The sequence below is a fragment of the Cupriavidus sp. genome, from assembly GCF_057315035.1.
Genome location: NZ_DBHKYV010000041.1, coordinates 60,129 through 77,161, shown reverse-complemented (window position 1 = coordinate 77,161; position 17,033 = coordinate 60,129). Strand labels below are relative to the sequence as shown.

The following is a 17,033-nucleotide window of genomic DNA, read 5'->3' as shown; positions in this document are numbered from 1 at the left end:
GCGGCTCAAACAACGATGTCGCGTCTTGAATGCCCTGCCCTCTCCCCCGCCCCTCTCCCGCACTGCGGGAGAGGGGAGAAAACCGCAGGTAATTCGAGATTATCGTTGCCCGAAACTCGCGTCCCTGAACAGATGCTCCAGCCCGCGCGGTTGCGAGCGCCAATACTGTTTCGGCGCATCGACCTGAGCGCCGAGTTTGGCGGCCGCATGCCACGGCCAGCGCGGGTCATAGAGCATTGCGCGTGCAATCGAGATCACGTCGGCCTCGTGGTTGTCGATGATCGCTTCCGCCTGTTCCGCTTCGGTGATCAGGCCCACGGCCAGCGTCGGCAGGCCCACTTCGGCCTTTACGCGCTGGGCGTATGGCACCTGGTAGCCGGGGCCGAGCTTGATGGCCTGTTGCGGCGACACACCACCGGTACTCACATGCACCGCCGCGCAGCCGCGCGCCTTCAACGCATGTGACAAGGCCAGCGTGCCTTCGATATCCCAGCCATTGGGTACCCAGTCAGTCGCCGATACGCGCATCCACACCGGACGTTCCGCGGGAAACGCCTCACGCACGGCATCGAACACTTCCAGCGGGAAGCGCATGCGGTTTTCCAGGCTGCCGCCATACTCGTCGGTGCGATGATTGGCCAGTGGGGACAGGAACTGGTGCAACAGGTAGCCATGCGCGCCATGCACCTCGATACCTTCGATGCCAAGACGCGCCGCGCGTCTGGCTGCCGCCACGAAGTCCTCGCGGATCTTGTTCATGCCGGCCTTGTCCAGCGCGTGCGGCGGGACCTCTTCCGCGCCATGCGGCACCGCGGACGGGGCCACAGTCTGCCAGCCAGTGGGCTCATCGGGCCGGATCTGCGAGCCGCCCTCCCATGGCGCGCGGCTCGATGCCTTGCGGCCGGCATGCGCCAACTGCATGGTCACGGCAATCGGCGAATACTTGCGCACCGCGTCGAGCACGCGGCCCAGCGCGGCCTCATTGGCATCGCTATAGAGTCCCAGGTCCGCGGGTGTGATGCGGCCTTCGGGGGAAACGGCGGTCGCTTCGATGATCAGCAGGCCTGCACCCGAAAGTGCCATATGGCCCAGGTGAATCATGTGCCAGTCGGTGGCCGAGCCTTCTTCCGCCGAGTATTGGCACATCGGCGCAATGGCGATACGGTTGGCAATCTCAAGATTGCCGATCCGGTACGGATCGAAGAGATGTGGCATGGGGATATTCCTTGTGGGAGCGTCTTGCCCGGCGATTGTAGTCGCCGCTGCAAATCCATGCAGACCCTGCCCGCGATATGGAATATCCCGCTGCGCGCGGCACTTCAGGACACTTCGACCACGTCGTCAAGTTTCCATTGCTTGTCGAACCACGGCTGCAGCGGCCCATAGAGCCGGAAGATCGTGAACCAGCTCTTGCCAGGGATGGTCTGGATCCAGTTCGCGGCCTTGCCGGCGGGCGGCTTGGGTCCGAAATAGACATCGACCGTGCCGTCGGCATTCTTTTGCAGAGACTTCTCGCTGGACAGGCTCGGGAACTGCTGGTCGGTCTGCAACATCGAGCGCGTCTGCGTGTCGTAGACCACCACCGACCAGAAGTCCTTGGCCGGCACATTGGCCGGCACGCGCAGCCGGTAGTTCTTGCCACCGTCGAACGGCTTGCCCGCGGCATCCAGGTTGCTGGCGGCGTATTGCGAGCCGATCCCCGGCATGGCCACGGCCATCGCGGGCGTGTCGATGGTGGCAGCGTAGAAGAACAGCGTACGCGCATCGAAATTGCGCCCGCCATTCCTGAGCCATTCATAGCTGCCGCCAACAAACGGCGTGGTCCAGCGCCGGTCGGGGAAGATCAGCGTTTCCTTGTCGCGATTGCGGAAGTCGATCGCACGCGCCGTGGCATTGCCCACTGCTACCGAATCGGTGAGGATCTTCTTCATGCGTGCGTCAGGCGCAAAGGGCTTACCCTTCTCCATGCCGATCGCCATGAACAGGCCAGTCATGTCCGGTCCATACACACCCGCCGGCTCTTCCTGGATGATCTGGTTCACTTCCTCGAAAAACTTGAAGTTGTTGGCGTGCACGGTGTTCATGACCTTGCCCGACATATTGATGAACTTCGTCTCGGGCGGCCGCGCCGCATCGGCCAGCTTGTAGATCCTGAGCGTGGCCTTGAGGCTGGCCACGCCGGGGCGCGGGTCGCCATGCTGCATGAACGCGCGGCCGAACAGCAGGTTGCCGTAGGTCGGCGGCTTCACGATAAAGTAGCCGCTCGATGGCAGCGCGCCGGTATAGCCCGGCGGCACGAACAGGTACTTGCCGCCCTTGCCCTTGTCAGGACCGGCATTACCGAGATCGGTGACAAACCTGAACCAGAAATCGTCGACCACGCCAAGGATGTTCGGCGCAGTCTCCACCACTACCGGGCCATCCTTGAGGTCGAGCCAGTTCCAGAAGTAGACCGTCTCGGTATTGGCCGTCAGGTACAACGACTTCGAGTCCATCAGTTGCTCGAAGATACCCACGGTGCTGCCCACCGCGCCCACATCGCGCAAACCGGCACGGATCGCCACCAGCGATGCGCCCGGTATCCCATTCAGGAATGCCTCCACGCCCCGCGCAAAATCGATGTTGTCGAACACCTTGTCGGCGGTTTCAGCCGAAGGCACTCCATCGAAGAATTCGAGCTTGCCGATGCGCGTATCGACCGAGGCTGGCGTGGTGATTTCCGCGGGGATTGGCGTGGTCATCTTGTAGGACGACGGCGCCGAAGCCTGATTGGCACAGGCAGCAAGCCCTGCGGAAAAAACAAACAGACTTGTCAGTCTTATGGCGGCAGAAATCGTCACGGGAAACGCTCCTCAGGGTCGGACATTGGCCCTGAACATAGCGCAGCCGCTTCACATAGTCGATTTCAAAGTCTTTGGGAGTGAGTTAAGAAGATTCGATGACTTAAAACTTCGGAATCCGCAAAGTCTTGCTGATCATCAAGGAGCCGCTCAGCACGAACAGTAGTGCCATCGGATGGAACGTCCCGGGGCCGATCTCCATGGCGCCGGCAGGCAGTGCATCGCCAATCAGTCCGTGCGAGGCGCACCACGCCAGGATGCCGGTCAGTACCACGCTGGTTGGGATTGGCGTGCCCTCGAAGTACTTGACCTTGCCGGCGTCGCTGCCTTCGGCAAGCGCTTCGGCGGTGACGTTGAAGCGCGCCAGGCGACTGACGCCGCAGCAGACAAAGTAGATCAGTGCGGCCAGGTCCCAGCCGCCGCGCATGCCGGCCGCAAACGCCAGCGTGGCGGGGCCGACGCCGAACGAGATGATGTCCGACAGCGAATCGAGCTCGCGTCCAAGCGCCGAGTGGGCGTGGCGCCAGCGCGCGATGCGTCCGTCAAGTACATCAAAGATGAACGCGGCGGGCGCCAGCGCTGCTGCGATATAGAAATGCCTTAACGACGGGTCCGCCACGAAGTACATGGCGTAGAACACCGAGCCCATGCCGCACGCCGCATTGGCCAGCGTGAAGAAATCCGCCAGTTGCAGGTCACGCAGCATGGAAAAATGCCGGGGGCGCTGCTGAGGTGTGGACATGCGTGGGCTCCCGTGGCCAAGGGCTCCTTCGGCAGGAGCCCCAGTCAATCAAAGCACCGTGTTGACGTGGTGAACCGCGGGCGGCGCGGCGAAGCTGTCGCTGACCAGCTTGCGCCATTCCTGGAATTCATCGGATTCACGGAAATGGACCATATGGTCTTCCACGGTTTCCCAGGCCACCACCAGCGTGTACTGCGACGGCTGCTCGATCGAGCGTTGCAGGTTCACGCCATGGCACCCGCGTGAACGCAGGAACAGCGGCTTGGCCTTGGCCACGCCGGCTTCGAACTGGGCTTCCATGCCGGGCTTGATCGTGATCTGTGCAATTTCGTGAATCATGATAGGTCTCAATGTCTCGGGATATCGGTGCCTGTCTGACAGCATGGCACACCGCCGCGGCACAACTGCGTGCCGCATCGCGTCTACCTTAGCAGATTTGCGCGATGGCCCTTCAGTTCACCTTGTGGCGTGCCAGGCTTTGCACCAGGTACACCACCACCAGCGCATTGGCCACCGCCAGGCCGATGTGGATCCAGGTGGGATGTCGGACCGCCTCGTAAAGCTCAACGGGAATATAGATGCCGCCCGACCATACGCCCAGCCAGTTGCCCCATGCGCGCCCGTGCCACAGGCCATACGCTTCGGCGAAGCGCATCAGCGCGTACACCGCCGCGGAACCACCGATCGCCCATAGTCGGGCATCGCTCGGATGGGCAAGCAGCGAGAGGAATACCTTGGGATAGTGGCTGGCCGGATTCAGGTGAAAGCGACCGACAATGGCTTCGGCCAGCGCCTGAGCATCGTTATGCAGCAGCGCGACGAGACCGAGCCCGGCAAGGATGACAAGCGCGCCCTTGGCGGCTTCGAACAGGGCAATGCTCTTGAGCCCCAGTGGAGAACCGGCTTGAGCCATGGCGACGTCGTTGAAGTCAGCGAAGCCGCCATTGTGCAGCATTAGCGTGCCTGACGCTCCACCATCGGGCCATTGGCATCGACGGCACCGCCAGCCTCCAACGGTCCGTTGACCGTCAGCGGGCCCTCGACATACAGGTCGCCGTGCACCACCATCGATCCGTGCACGGTCAGCGGACCATGGAAGACCTTGAGCAGCGAACGTTCCGGCGGCGGCGGATAACCACGCCCCGGGGAAGCAATCCATGCCGCCGTCAGCGGGCCGTTGGCAAAGACGTTGCCGTCCACGCTCAGTGTGCCATTGACGGTAACCGGCCCTTTCACCCGCGCGGAGCCACCCACGGCGATGGAGCCTGTGGTGGACGGTTGGGCAATGGATTGGAGTGGTTGCATCATGGCCATGACGACTGCCATGAACATCACGGGAATCATTCGCATGACGGTCCTCCCCCAAACGAAACCGGCGAGACGATTCCAGTGTAGTGTGTTTGATAAGGGCCGGCGGCTCAAGCCGAGACAAGTCGCAATTTGAACCTCATGCCCTCTCCCGCAGGCGGGAGAGGGGAGCACACCAAGGGTATAACAATCGTCTTGTGGCTCAGTTCTTGGCCACAGCCTCCGGCAACGGACCCCAGCCACCACCGAGGCTGCGCACCAGCGACACGGTCGCCGCCGCACGTAGACCCGCTACCGCATTCGCATCGCGCTGCGATTGGAGCACGGTACGATCGGCGTCGATCACGGTCAGGTAGTCGACCGCGCCGGCGTCATAGCGGCTGCGCGAAATGCGCTGTGCCCGCCTGGCACCGGACAGCGCGCTGTCCAGCGCCGTGCCCTGCTGGCTGAGCCAACGCACATCGGCCAGGCTGTCTTCGACCTCGCGGAATGCCACCAGGACGGTCTGCTGGTAGCGCGCCACGCTTTCCTCATGCGCCGCGCGCGCACCGGCCAGGTTCGAACTGTTGCGGCCGCCGTCGAATACGGTCTGTGCCACCGTGGTGCCGACCAGGGGCCCGAGCATCCACGTGCGTGACGACCACTTGAACAGGTTCGACAAGTCAGCTGATTCGAAACCAAACAGCGCGGTCAGCGAGATGCGCGGGAAGAAGGCCGCCTTGGCAATCCCGATCCGTGCATTGGCCGCGGCCATCTGGCGTTCGGCCGCGGCAATATCGGGACGCCGCTCCAGCAGTTCCGACGGCAAGCCCGCCGGTACGGCCACCGGAGCCGTATCGAACGGCTTCGCCGCCAATGCGAATTGCGACGGTGCCACGCCGGTCAGGACCGCCAGCGCATGCTCCTGGTTGGCGCGACGACGCTCGATGCCGGCCAGATCGGCGCGCGCATTGCCAAGTTCGGCTTCGGCACGCGCCGGGTCAAGGTCAGTGGTCTCGCCGGCGTCGTAACGCTTGCGCAGCAGCGACAGCGCATCTTCGCGCAGCTTGATCGTGGCATTCAGCAGCTCCCGATCGCTATCCAGCGTACGCAGCGCGAAGTACGCCTGCGCGGTGTCCGCCTGCAGAGCAAGCTGGACCGAGCGATACAGATCCGCAGCACCTTGCTCCTCGGCACGCGCCGCATTCACGCTGCTGGCCACGCGGCCAAACAGGTCAAGCTCGTAGCTGGCAAACGCGCGCGCCTTGAACACCGTCTGCGCCGGTACCCGCGTACCATCGGGCAGCCCTTGCGAGGCCGCCGACGATTGCGTGCGCGTCGGGTCAAACCCGACACTCAGTTGCGGATACAGGTCGGCTTCGGTCGCCCCGGTGAACGCACGCGCCTGCTTCAGGCGAGCCGCTGCGGCAGCCAGGTCCTGGTTATGCGTGTTGGCGGCTTCGATCAGCCGATCCAGGTTGGCATCGCCAAACACCTGCCACCACTCGCCGCGCTGCTGGCCTTCGGCCGGCGTCGCGGTCTTCCATTGAGCGCTCTCGGCTGCAGCCGCTTCGGCTTCCTTGAACGTCGAGGCGGTGGGTGTCTCGGGCACCTTGTATGTCGGTGCCAGCGAGCAGCCCGCCAGCACCAGCGCGGCGGCCAGCATGCCTAGCCTGGGCAGGTACTGCTTCATCATGTTGTTGACGTTTTCCATGTCATTCACCATTACTCTGCGGACGGCACGGCTTGCGAGGCCGATGCATCCATCGCCACCGCCTCGCGGCGTTGCTTGCGGGTAGCCAGCAGGCGCAGCGCCACATAGAACACCGGCGTCAGGAACAGGCCGAAGAACGTTACGCCGAGCATCCCGGAGAATACGGCCACGCCCATTGCATGACGCATTTCCGAACCGGCGCCGGTGGATACCACCAGCGGTACCACGCCCATGATGAACGCGAACGACGTCATCAGGATCGGGCGCAGACGCAGACGGCTGGCTTCGATCGCGGCCTGCACCACGGTACGGCCATGGTGTTCCAGCTCCCGGGCGAATTCCACGATCAGGATCGCGTTCTTCGCTGACAGGCCCACCAGCACGATAAAGCCGATCTGCGTGAAGATATTGTTGTCACCACGCGTGAGCCAGACCCCGGTCATGGCGGCCAGCAAGCTCATCGGCACGATCAGGATCACGGCCAGCGGCAGCGTCAGGCTTTCGTACTGCGCGGCCAGCACCAGGAACACCAGCAGCACGCACAGCGGGAAAATCCACACACCCGCGTTACCGGCCAGGATGTCCTGGTAGGTCAGCTCGGTCCACTCGAAGCCGATGCCCTTGGGCAGCGTTTCCGCGGCAATACGCTCGGCAGCAGCCTGTGCCTGGCCCGACGAGAAACCAGGTGCCGGGCCGCCGTTCATGTCGGCAGCGGTAAAGCCGTTGTAACGCGTTACGCTATCCGGACCGAAGCTCTGCTTGACCTTGACCAGCGACGACAGCGGCACCATTTCACCGGAACTGCTGCGCGCCTTCAGCTGCAGGATGTCTTCTGCATGCTGGCGGAACTGCGCATCCGCCTGCACCTTGACCTGGTATGTGCGGCCGAACTTGTTGAAGTCGTTCACATAGGCCGAGCCAAGATACGTCTGCAGCGTTTCGAACACATCGGTCACGGGCACGCCGAGCTGCTTGGCCTTGGTACGGTCCAATTGCACGTCGAGCTGCGGCACATTCACCTGGTAGTTGCTGAAAATACCAGCCAGTTCGGGCGTGGCACGTGCCTTGTTCATGAACGCACTGGTCGCGCTGAACAATTCGTCATAGCCCAATGCAGCGCGGTCCTCGATCATCAGCTTGAAACCGCCGATGGTGCCCAGGCCCTGTACCGGCGGCGGCGGGAACACGGCAATGAACGCATCCTGGATCGACCCATACTGCTTGTTCAGGTCGGCGGCAATGGCGTTACCGGACAGCTCCTTGCTCTTGCGCTTGTCGAACGGATCCAGCGTCACGAACACGATGCCGGCGCTCGGGCTGTTGGTAAAGCCGTTGATCGACAGGCCCGGGAAGGCCACGGCCGATTCCACGCCCGGGTGCTTGAGTGCGATGTCCGACATGCGGCGGATCACGTCCTCGGTACGGTCCAGCGTGGCGCCGTCAGGCAGCTTGGCAAAGCTCACCAGGTACTGCTTGTCCTGTGCCGGCACAAAGCCCTTCGGCACCATCTGGAACACACCCCAAGTGGCCACCAGCATCACGGCATACACGCCGAACACCGAACCCTTGCGGCGGATCACACCCTTCACGCCACGGCCATAGCTATCCGAGCTGCGGCCAAAGAACCGGTTGAAGCGGGCGAAGAACTTGCCGAACACCTTGTCCATGCCGCGCGTCAGCCAGTCCTTGGGCGCGTCATGCCCCTTGAGCAGCAGTGCGGACAGAGCCGGCGACAGCGTCAGCGAATTGAACGCGGAGATGATGGTCGAGATCGAGATCGTCAGCGCGAACTGCTTGTAGAACTGCCCGGTCAGGCCCGTCATGAAGGCCAGCGGCACGAACACGGCGATCAGCGTCAGCGCGATGGCGATGATCGGGCCGCTCACCTCGCGCATGGCCTTGTAGGTAGCTTCCTTCGGTGACAGTCCCTCCTCGATGTTGCGCTCGACGTTCTCCACCACCACGATCGCATCGTCCACCACGATACCGATCGCCAGCACCAGGCCGAACAGGCTCAGCGCGTTGATCGAGAAGCCGAACGCATGCATCAGCCCGAACGTACCGACGATCGACACCGGCACCGCCAGCAGCGGGATGATCGAAGCACGCCACGTTTGCAGGAACAGGATCACCACCAGCACCACCAGCGCGATGGCTTCGAACAGCGTGTGGACCACGGCCTCGATCGAGTGGCGCACGAACTGCGTCGGGTCGTAGACGATGCTGTAGTCGACGCCTTCCGGCATGTTGGCCTTCAGTTCGGCCATGGTCTTGCGCACGTCGTTCGAGATCTGGATCGCATTCGATCCCGGCGACTGGAAGATCGGCAGTGCCACCGCGGACTTGTTGTCCAGCAGCGAGCGCAGCGCGTACTCCGACGCACCCAGTTCGATACGCGCAATATCCTTCAGGTACGTGACCACACCGTCGGGCGAGGTCTTGACGATGATGTCGCCAAACTCCTCGACGGTCTGCAGACGGCCCTGCGCATTGACCGACAGTTGCAGGTCGGTGCCTGGCAGCGACGGCGACTGGCCGATCACGCCGGCCGCCACCTGCACGTTCTGCTCGCGGATCGCGCGCACCACGTCGGACGCAGCCAGTTGGCGCTCGGCAATCTTCTCGGGGTTCAGCCACACGCGCATCGAGTAGTCACCCGAGCCGAACATCTGCACCTGGCCCACGCCCTGGATACGCGCCAGGCGATCCTTCACGTTGATCAGCGCATAGTTGCGCAGATACGTCATGTCATAGCGATCGTTCGGCGAGACCAGGTGGACCACCATGGTCAGGTCGGGCGAGCTCTTGACCGTGGTGATGCCCAGCCGGCGCACGTCCTCGGGCAGGCGCGGCTCGGCCTGCGAAACGCGGTTCTGCACCAGTTGCTGGGCCTTGTCCGGGTCGGTGCCCAGCTTGAACGTCACCGTCAGCGTCAGCGTGCCGTCGCTGTTGGCCTGCGAGTTCATGTAGAGCATGTCCTCGACGCCGTTGATCTGCTCCTCGAGCGGCGTGGCCACGGTCTCGGCGATCACCTTCGGGTTGGCGCCCGGGAACTGGGCGCGCACCACCACCGACGGCGGCACCACTTCCGGGTACTCCGAGATCGGTAACTTGAACATCGAGATGGCGCCGATCAGGAAGATCAGCACCGACAGCACGCCCGCGAAGATTGGGCGATCGATAAAGAATTTCGAGAGATTCATCTTGGTCTCGGCGAAAGCAGCCCCCCCTGGCCGTCCGCCGAAGCGGGCGCCATATGCAACTACAGGGGGAAAATTTCAGGTCGGTACTTTGAGCGCGCCGAAGCGCCTCAGCTCACCTTGGGCTTGTCGGCTTTCACATCGTCCGCGGCCTGCTTGCGGTCCGGGGTGGTGCCGCGCGGTTCGAGTTCGCTGCGATACGCCATCGACACCGGCTTCGGCGCCACCGTGACGCCAGGGCGCACACGCATCAGGCCATTCACAACGATGTTCTCGCCCGGATGCAGACCCTTGCGAATCACGCGCAAGCCTTCGAACGTCGGTCCGACTTCCACTTCGCGATACTCGAGCTTGTTGGCCTTGTCGACGACCAGCACGAACTTCTTGCCCTGGTCGGTACCGATGGCGCGATCGTTGATCAGCACGGCCGGATGCGGCGAGCCGCCACCAAGCTTGACCTTCGCGTACAGCCCCGGCAGCAGGCGGCCATCCTCGTTGTCGAAGACGGCACGCACGCGAATGGTGCCGCTGCGCGTATCGAGCCGGTTGTCGACCGAATGGATCTTGCCCTTGTGCGGATTGCCGTCCTCGTTGGCCAGGCCCAGGAACACCGGCAGGTCGTTCTTGCCGCCGCCAGCACCCGGCGCGGTGTAGCGCAGGTAGCTCTGTTCGTCGACATCGAAGCTCGCATACACCGGCGACACCGACACCACCGTGGTCAGCGGCGGCGATGCGGCACCTGCCGCCACCAGGTTGCCCACCGTGATCTCGGCACGCGATACCTTGCCCGCCACCGGCGCCACGATGCGCGTATAGCTCAGGTTCAGGCGGGCAACTTCGAGTGCCGCCTGTGCACCGCGTACATCGGCCGACAATTCGCTGGCAGCATTGATGCGCTCGTCGAATTCGCGACGCGAGATCGCGTTGTCGTCAAGCAGGCGCTGTGCACGGGCCTTTTCGGTCTGTGCATGCGAAGCGCGCACCTGTGCCGCAGCCAACGCCGCGTCGGCGCGCGCCACTTCGGCGGCGTACGGACGCGGATCGATCGTGAACAGCGGATCGCCCTTCTTCACAATCGAGCCTTCGCGGAAATGCACCGTTTCGATCGTACCGGAAACGCGTGGCCGGATTTCCACACGGTCCACGGCTTCGATGCGGCCCGAGAATTCATCCCATTCGGTGATGGTCTGGCCCACGACCGATGCCACTTCCACGGCCGGTGCCGGCGGTGGGGTGTTGGCCTGTGCTTCCCCGCCGTGCCAGGGTCGCAGTACCGAGGTTGCCACGCCCGCCCCAAGGATTGCCACGATGGCAAAGGCGATCAGCGTGCGTCGAGACTTGTTATTCATCTTTCTTCACTCCGTGTTTTCGTCGGGTTTCTTCAACTGGAAAAGCTAAAAATTCGGGCCGAACGCCTCCCGCCTGCCTGGAAAGGCAGGAAAACGGGAACAGCAAGGGGTCCTCCGCCCGGTTGGACGAAAGCAATGCACTGCTGGGGTGCCAGCCTCAAAGGGCGCTGGCGGGAGAATCCGGCACCGTCACTGCATTTACGGTACCGGCCGGCGTTCGGACCGGATTACGAGGCGTCGTCAGCCTTGGCGAAACATTCGCGCAAGAACCGCGCACCTTCTAATACCCATGCCTGACAGTCTTCATGGGAATGTTCGACCCCGTCGCCACAGGCGCCGGGCATGATCAACGCTCGCGCCGGAATCCCGGCCTTGGCGAGTTTGGCGGCGAAGGCTTCACCCTCGGCGCGCAGCGCATCCATTTCGGCCACCTGCACCAGCGTCGCCGGCAGGCCGCCAAGGCGCGAGGCAAGTGCCGGTGCCGCATACGGATGCACGGAAGCAGCCGGCGTTGGCAAATAGTCGCGATAGTTGCACGCGAGCTTGCGCAACATTTCCATCGGCACCTGGCCACCTGCCGAGGCGTGCTGCAGGCACGGATCGGTCACGGGCCGGATCAGCCATTGGCCGGCCGGCTGCGGCAGGCCTCGGTCACGCAGCATCTGCGCCGTGGCAATCGCCAGGTTACCGCCAGCCTCTTCGCCTACCAGCGCGAAGTGCAGCTTGTCGACCTTGAGCTTTTTCGCCTGTTTCAGTACCCACGAGACCGTGTTGACCGCATCTTCGGGCGCTGCCGGGAACGGGTTTTCCGGCGCCAGCGCGTAGCCTGGCGTCACCACCACGGCCGGGACCGACTCCGCCAGGTCCCGCGCCAGTTCCTTGGCCGCTTCCACGCCGCCATCGACAAAACCACCCGCATGCAGATACACGAGCCATGGCAACAATGGCGCACCAGCGCTCACTGGCCAATAACCTGCGGGGTAACACACGCAGACCTTGATCTCGCGATCGCCACTGGGCACGTCGTACTGCACCACATACGCCTCGCCCTGTTCTGCGGCCGGTTGCACGGCGGAACTACGGGGGGCAGTGGTCTTGGTCATGGTCGTCAGGCGGCCGCCAATGGCCGTCGATACTGTATTGCGATGCAGCGAATTATGGTGATTGACAACGATGGGATAAAGCGAGCTATTGCCAATGCACTGTTTCTGAGTTGGAATAATCAACGAAGTGAAACCACACCGCTTGAAATGGATACCCGAAATGTGATTCACTCCGGTCCTTCGGCATCTGCGCACTTGGGGAAACAGCGCAAACGCCGGCGCCCCACCCTCCACCCGTCCCCGCTCCGGCCGCCACTGGCGGACCGCCGGCAGCAAATCCAGGCCGCGCACTTGACATGCAGCGGACCCAATCTCGCCAGACATCCTTCGGAACGCAGACCGGTTTTACTCCTTTCGAAAGCAACATCATGGATCGTCTTGTCTCAATGCAGGCATTCACTCGGGTGGTGGATGTCGGCAGTTTTGCGCGCGCGGCGGAGTCGCTCGACCTGCCAAAGGCTACGCTCACCCGCCTGATACAGAACCTGGAAACCCATCTGGGCGTCAAGCTGCTGCACCGGACCACGCGCCGTATCAGCGTGACAACCGATGGCGCGGCCTACTACGAACGCTGCGTACGCATCCTGGCGGACGTGGAAGAAGCCGAGCAGTCGCTGACGCGCCACAACAACTCGCCACGTGGCACGCTGGCCGTCGACACCACGAGCGGACTCGCGCAATTGGTGTTGATGCCTCAACTGCACGAGTTCTTCAATGCCTACCCGGAACTCAAGCTTGAGTTGACCATCAACGGCAAGCCGATCGACCTGCTCAAGGAAGGCGTCGACGTGGTGCTGCGTGTGGGCACGCTCGATGAAGCGATGGTGGCGCGCCGCATCGGCCAGGTAAAACTGGCCTTCTATGCGTCGCCGATCTACCTGCGACGCTTCGGCACGCCAGCCGACCTGACCGAACTGGCCCAGCACAAGGGGGTCAACTTCCTGTCGAACCGCACCGGACGTGAAATGCCGTGGACGCTGACGCGTGGCGGCGAGCGCTCGGAAGTACTGCTGCCTTCGGTGATTTCCACCAACGATGCCGACGTCTATCTGGGCTGCACGCTCGAAGGACACGGCATCGCGCGCATCTCGCGCGCAATGGCCGAGCCGTATATCAACAGCGGACGGCTGGTGGAAGTCATGACGGACTGGCACACCGATGAATTGCCGATCTCGGCGATGTATCCGCAGAACCGGCATCTATCGGCCAAGGTACGTGTGTTCGTGAACTGGGCCGCGGAGATTTTTGCGCGGCATCCGCACTTCGGCGCAGCGCCACAGCAGTTGGCGGCTTGAGGTTTCAGGAACCCCACTGGCAGGCTCCCTCTCCCGTGCAACGGGAGAGGGCGGGGGGAGAGGGCCGGCAGTTCAAGCTGGGACAAGCCGCAATTTGAACCTCAACGCCCTCTCCCCCGGCCCCTCTCCCGCGCGCGGGAGAGGGGAGCCAACCACCAGCATTTGCAAGGCCTCAATTCTTCCCGATCTCCTGCAGCAGTCGGGTCATCAAATACAGCCGCGGCACGATCGAGTCGAGTTCCACGTACTCGTCGCGCGCGTGGTAGCCGAAGCCTGACAGGCCGAAGCTTTCCAGCACCACGGCCTTGCCGGAACGTCCTGCAAACCCCGCGTCGGTGCCACCACCGGTGCCGGGAATCAGGATCAGCGAGCGGCCGTCCATCTCCGCATAGATCTTCTGGGCTCGCGCGGCCAGTTCTTTCGAGCGTGCATCGGCCACATAGGCAGGCCGCCCTTCTTCCATGACGACCGTGGTCTGCGTATCGGGAATCAGGTGCGCAGTGCCAACCTTCTCCTGTAAAGCAGCCTGCAACTTCTGCGCGGCACCGCCGGCGGTTACCCGCACATCGCCAATCGCGCTTGCGGTTTCGGGAATCTGGTTCAGTGGTCCCGTGGTCTTTGCCTGCGTCCAGTTCAGTTGCGAGCCCGGCACGGTCTGCGCGAGGTCACGGGTCTGCTGCATCTGGTAGGCCAGTTCCAGCAACGCATTGCGCCCGAGTTCCGGGGCGGCACCGGCATGCGACGAGCGGCCCTTGACCTGCATCGTGGCGGTCGCGGTGCCTGCCGCGGCCAGCAGCAGCGATTCCGATTTCGCTACTGCCTTGGCCACATTGGGCTCGCACGACAGCACCACATCGTGTTGCGCGGCCAGCGTGGCAATGGTCTCCCCCGAGCCGCCCGAGCCAATTTCCTCGTCGGGGTTGAGCAGCACCGTGATCTGCGCATAGTCCTTCCAGCCTTGCGCCTTGAGGATTTCCAGCGAATGCAGGATCACAGCGAGGCCGCCCTTGTCATCGGCAATGCCGGGACCATAGAGCCGGTTGCCATCCTCCCGGATCGGCTGCGAAGACAGGATGCCGGCCGGATACACGGTGTCCATATGGCCAATCAACATGATCCTGCGCTTGCCAGTGCCGGTCAGCGTGGCCTTGACCATCGGCGCGGCGCTGGTGCTCATCGGCAACCGCTCTACCTTGGCCCCGACAGCCTGCAGACGCTGCGCGGTGTAGTCCGCCATGCGCGTCAAACCCTGGATATTGGCGCTGCCCGACTCGATCGACACCATGTCCTTGAGCGATTGCACCACTGCGGGCTGCGCGGCGCGCGCGGCATCGAACAGCGCGCCGTCCGGACTGGCAGCCATGGCGCCATGGGCAACGAGGGTTGCCGCAGCGGCAAGCGCAAGGCGGCGAAAGGTACGCGGCATAGGGTCTCCTGATCTTGTTGGTGGGCTCCAATGTAGCGCTTGCGCTATCTCGCGGGGAGGTCCAATATCGCCATTCCGAATGCCAATCCCGCCACCATGTCCGTCCAGCATGCATCGCTTCACGTCAGGTTGCTGTGGCTGCCCAGCGCCATGCCGGGCACGCTGTTCAGCGCGCTCGATGTGCTGCGCACCGCCGCGGGCGTGGCGCAACTGCAACGACCTGGCGCCCCTGCACAACTGACGTGGGAAATCATTGGCAGCAACGGACGCGCCTTACCCGAACCGTTGCCCGGCCTGTCACCATCGCCCGCGCGCCGCGGCACGGCACGCGATGCGCAGGTGTTGATGCTGGTGCCGGGCCTGATGGCCTCCAGTGCCCCCCATCTTGGCGAACTGGCCGGCGCGGATACCGCCACGCAACGGTTGCTGACGCGTCATATGGAGGGCGGCGGCTGGCTTGCGTCGATATACACGGGCATCGTGTATCCACTCATGCTCGGACGACTCGACGGCGCGCGCTGCGGTGCGCCGTGGATGTTCCACAGTTGGTTCGCACAACGCTTTCCGGCATGTGACCTGTCATCGGACGAGCCCATGGGGCTTCATGAACGCGTCTTCCATTGCGTGGCACCGGCGTTGCAGACCGAATTCATGTTGCGCGTACTGGGTCACCTGCATGATCCGGATCTGGCGCAAACCGTGGCACGCCTGCTGCTATATCAGCAGGAACGCCAGCAGTGGGTGCCGGAACTGGTTTCGCAGCGCTGGCTCGGCAAGACCGCCGACAGCCCCGTATACCGCGCGGTTGGCTGGTTGCAGGCACACGTCGGCGAACCGTATCGGCTTGGTGCCGTGGCGCAGGCCGCGGCAGTCAGCGAACGCACGCTGTTGAGGCATTTCCGGCAGGTCACGGGCCGCACGCCGCTGGAATACCTGCATATGCTGCGCGTGGAACGCGCACGCATGCTGCTGGAAGTCACCTTGCACGGCACGCAGGCCATTGCGGAAGCGTGCGGCTATGTCGACGCGGCCGCGTTCCGGCGGCTGTTCCAGCGCAGCCTCCAGATGTCGATGTCGGAATACCGTGCGCGCTTTGCGTTGCGCACGCGGCGCCGCTACTGGCGTATGGAAGACCAGGCGGCGCGCGTGGCAACTGTGTCCGGCATGGAAGATGCCGGCTACTGAACGAACCGGGCGCTAGCTGCTGAGTGCAATATGGTTGATGACGTTCTCCACGCCCTGCACACACCACGCATCGCGTTCCACCTGCTTGCGTGCCCCTTCGCTCGATGCATAGCCATCGAGCGTGACGACCCTGCCTTCGGTCCGCACACGAATGCGCGCGGCATCGACGAACGGATCGGTTTCCAGCACCAGTTGCAGCGCCTCGGACAACTCCTCGTCACTATCGGCCTCAGCCGGGGCCACCACGATGTCATTGACCACGCAGCGGCAGCCGCGTGACCACCATGCCAGCACGCCGGCCAGCCGCATGTGCGACAGGCTGATCACCTGTCCGCTGAGCATCACCGCCCCGTCATGGACGGCAACCTCGATCCAGCCACTGCGCTCGCCGACGGCTTCACGTACAGGCTCCAGTTGTCCTTTCACTTTTGCGCAGATCTTGCAGTTGCGGAAATCGATCGCGTTGAGCAACCGCTCGCATACTGCCGCGCGCAAGTCGCCATCGCCCACCGGCGGACCGGCATGGGCAATGCGCAGGTGATCGATCACGGTGGTCACGCCTTCCACGCGGCGCAACTGGGCCACGGCGCGCGTCTTGTCGACAATATCGACGACCTCGCCTTCAAGAATCAGCGCGCCGTCAGATAACCGCAGATGAATCGTGGGATGAAGATGGTGGCCCTGATATGGCACATGCGCCAACGCTGCTCGCGCCTGCGTCAGCACCGCTTCGCTACTAAGCATGATGTGTGTCTCCCCATTTGACGTGGAGATAAAGTGGGAAGCGCGCCCCTGCCCGCAAGCACGCGTAGTGCGACACGGCAAAACACCGCCCGCCTTGGCATTATAGGAAGCAGTCGGAAGCGCGCCCGCCTCATTGCCGAATTGCCGT

Annotated in this window: 14 protein-coding genes; 2 read left to right on the top strand and 12 right to left on the bottom strand. The window is 63.4% G+C overall.

All coding sequences use genetic code 11. The annotated features are described in order from the left end of the window. Positions 1-99: 99 nt before the first annotated feature. From ACO550_RS32690 to ACO550_RS32645, 10 genes are all read right to left on the bottom strand, one after another. On the bottom strand, positions 100-1,215 hold the full coding sequence (locus ACO550_RS32690) for an NADH:flavin oxidoreductase/NADH oxidase (RefSeq protein ID WP_315595082.1): 1,116 nt from the start codon (positions 1,213-1,215) through the stop codon (positions 100-102). A 104-nt stretch (positions 1,216-1,319) separates the two neighbouring features. Then, complete coding sequence (locus tag ACO550_RS32685) at positions 1,320-2,840, bottom strand: DUF1254 domain-containing protein (RefSeq protein WP_315595083.1); 1,521 nt, start codon at positions 2,838-2,840, stop codon at positions 1,320-1,322. Between the two features lie 103 nt (positions 2,841-2,943). Then, complete coding sequence (locus ACO550_RS32680) at positions 2,944-3,582, bottom strand: CDP-alcohol phosphatidyltransferase family protein (RefSeq protein WP_315595084.1); 639 nt, start codon at positions 3,580-3,582, stop codon at positions 2,944-2,946. Positions 3,583-3,630: 48 nt separating this feature from the next. Next, positions 3,631-3,921 (bottom strand): antibiotic biosynthesis monooxygenase, encoded by a 291-nt coding sequence (locus tag ACO550_RS32675; protein WP_315595085.1) that lies wholly within the window; start codon positions 3,919-3,921, stop codon positions 3,631-3,633. Positions 3,922-4,033: 112 nt separating this feature from the next. Beyond that, complete coding sequence (locus tag ACO550_RS32670; RefSeq protein ID WP_315595147.1) at positions 4,034-4,495, bottom strand: DUF2127 domain-containing protein; 462 nt, start codon at positions 4,493-4,495, stop codon at positions 4,034-4,036. A gap of 41 nt (positions 4,496-4,536) precedes the next feature. Then, a complete protein-coding gene (locus tag ACO550_RS32665; protein ID WP_315595086.1) occupies positions 4,537-4,932 on the bottom strand; it encodes a hypothetical protein in 396 nt (131 codons plus the stop codon). Positions 4,933-5,092: 160 nt separating this feature from the next. Further along, entirely contained in the window at positions 5,093-6,562 is a 1,470-nt protein-coding gene (locus ACO550_RS32660; RefSeq protein ID WP_485995077.1) for an efflux transporter outer membrane subunit, read from the bottom strand. A 32-nt stretch (positions 6,563-6,594) separates the two neighbouring features. Further along, a complete protein-coding gene (locus ACO550_RS32655; protein WP_315595088.1) occupies positions 6,595-9,786 on the bottom strand; it encodes an efflux RND transporter permease subunit in 3,192 nt (1,063 codons plus the stop codon). Between the two features lie 107 nt (positions 9,787-9,893). Continuing rightward, the gene (locus tag ACO550_RS32650; protein WP_315595089.1) at positions 9,894-11,132 is read right to left on the bottom strand and encodes an efflux RND transporter periplasmic adaptor subunit; all 1,239 of its coding nucleotides are present in this window, start codon (positions 11,130-11,132) and stop codon (positions 9,894-9,896) included. Between the two features lie 227 nt (positions 11,133-11,359). Further along, positions 11,360-12,235: an alpha/beta hydrolase gene (locus ACO550_RS32645; RefSeq protein WP_315595090.1), complete on the bottom strand. Its 876-nt coding sequence runs from the start codon at positions 12,233-12,235 to the stop codon at positions 11,360-11,362. Between the two features lie 368 nt (positions 12,236-12,603). Between ACO550_RS32645 and ACO550_RS32640 the strand changes: the two genes are divergently transcribed. Continuing rightward, a complete protein-coding gene (locus tag ACO550_RS32640; protein ID WP_315595091.1) occupies positions 12,604-13,530 on the top strand; it encodes a LysR substrate-binding domain-containing protein in 927 nt (308 codons plus the stop codon). 172 nt (positions 13,531-13,702) lie between these two features. Here ACO550_RS32640 and ACO550_RS32635 read toward each other — a convergent pair whose 3' ends face one another. Further along, positions 13,703-14,956, bottom strand: a complete 1,254-nt coding sequence (locus ACO550_RS32635) for a glutamate carboxypeptidase (RefSeq protein WP_315595092.1) — start codon at positions 14,954-14,956, stop codon at positions 13,703-13,705. Between the two features lie 96 nt (positions 14,957-15,052). On the opposite strand from ACO550_RS32635, the gene ACO550_RS32630 reads away from it, so the two are divergent. Further along, a complete protein-coding gene (locus tag ACO550_RS32630) occupies positions 15,053-16,141 on the top strand; it encodes a GlxA family transcriptional regulator (RefSeq protein WP_315595093.1) in 1,089 nt (362 codons plus the stop codon). 12 nt (positions 16,142-16,153) lie between these two features. Here ACO550_RS32630 and ACO550_RS32625 read toward each other — a convergent pair whose 3' ends face one another. Then, positions 16,154-16,885 carry a BON domain-containing protein gene (locus ACO550_RS32625; protein ID WP_315595094.1) on the bottom strand — a complete coding sequence of 244 codons (732 nt, stop codon included), beginning with the start codon at positions 16,883-16,885 and terminating at the stop codon, positions 16,154-16,156. Between the last annotated feature and the right edge of the window lie 148 nt (positions 16,886-17,033).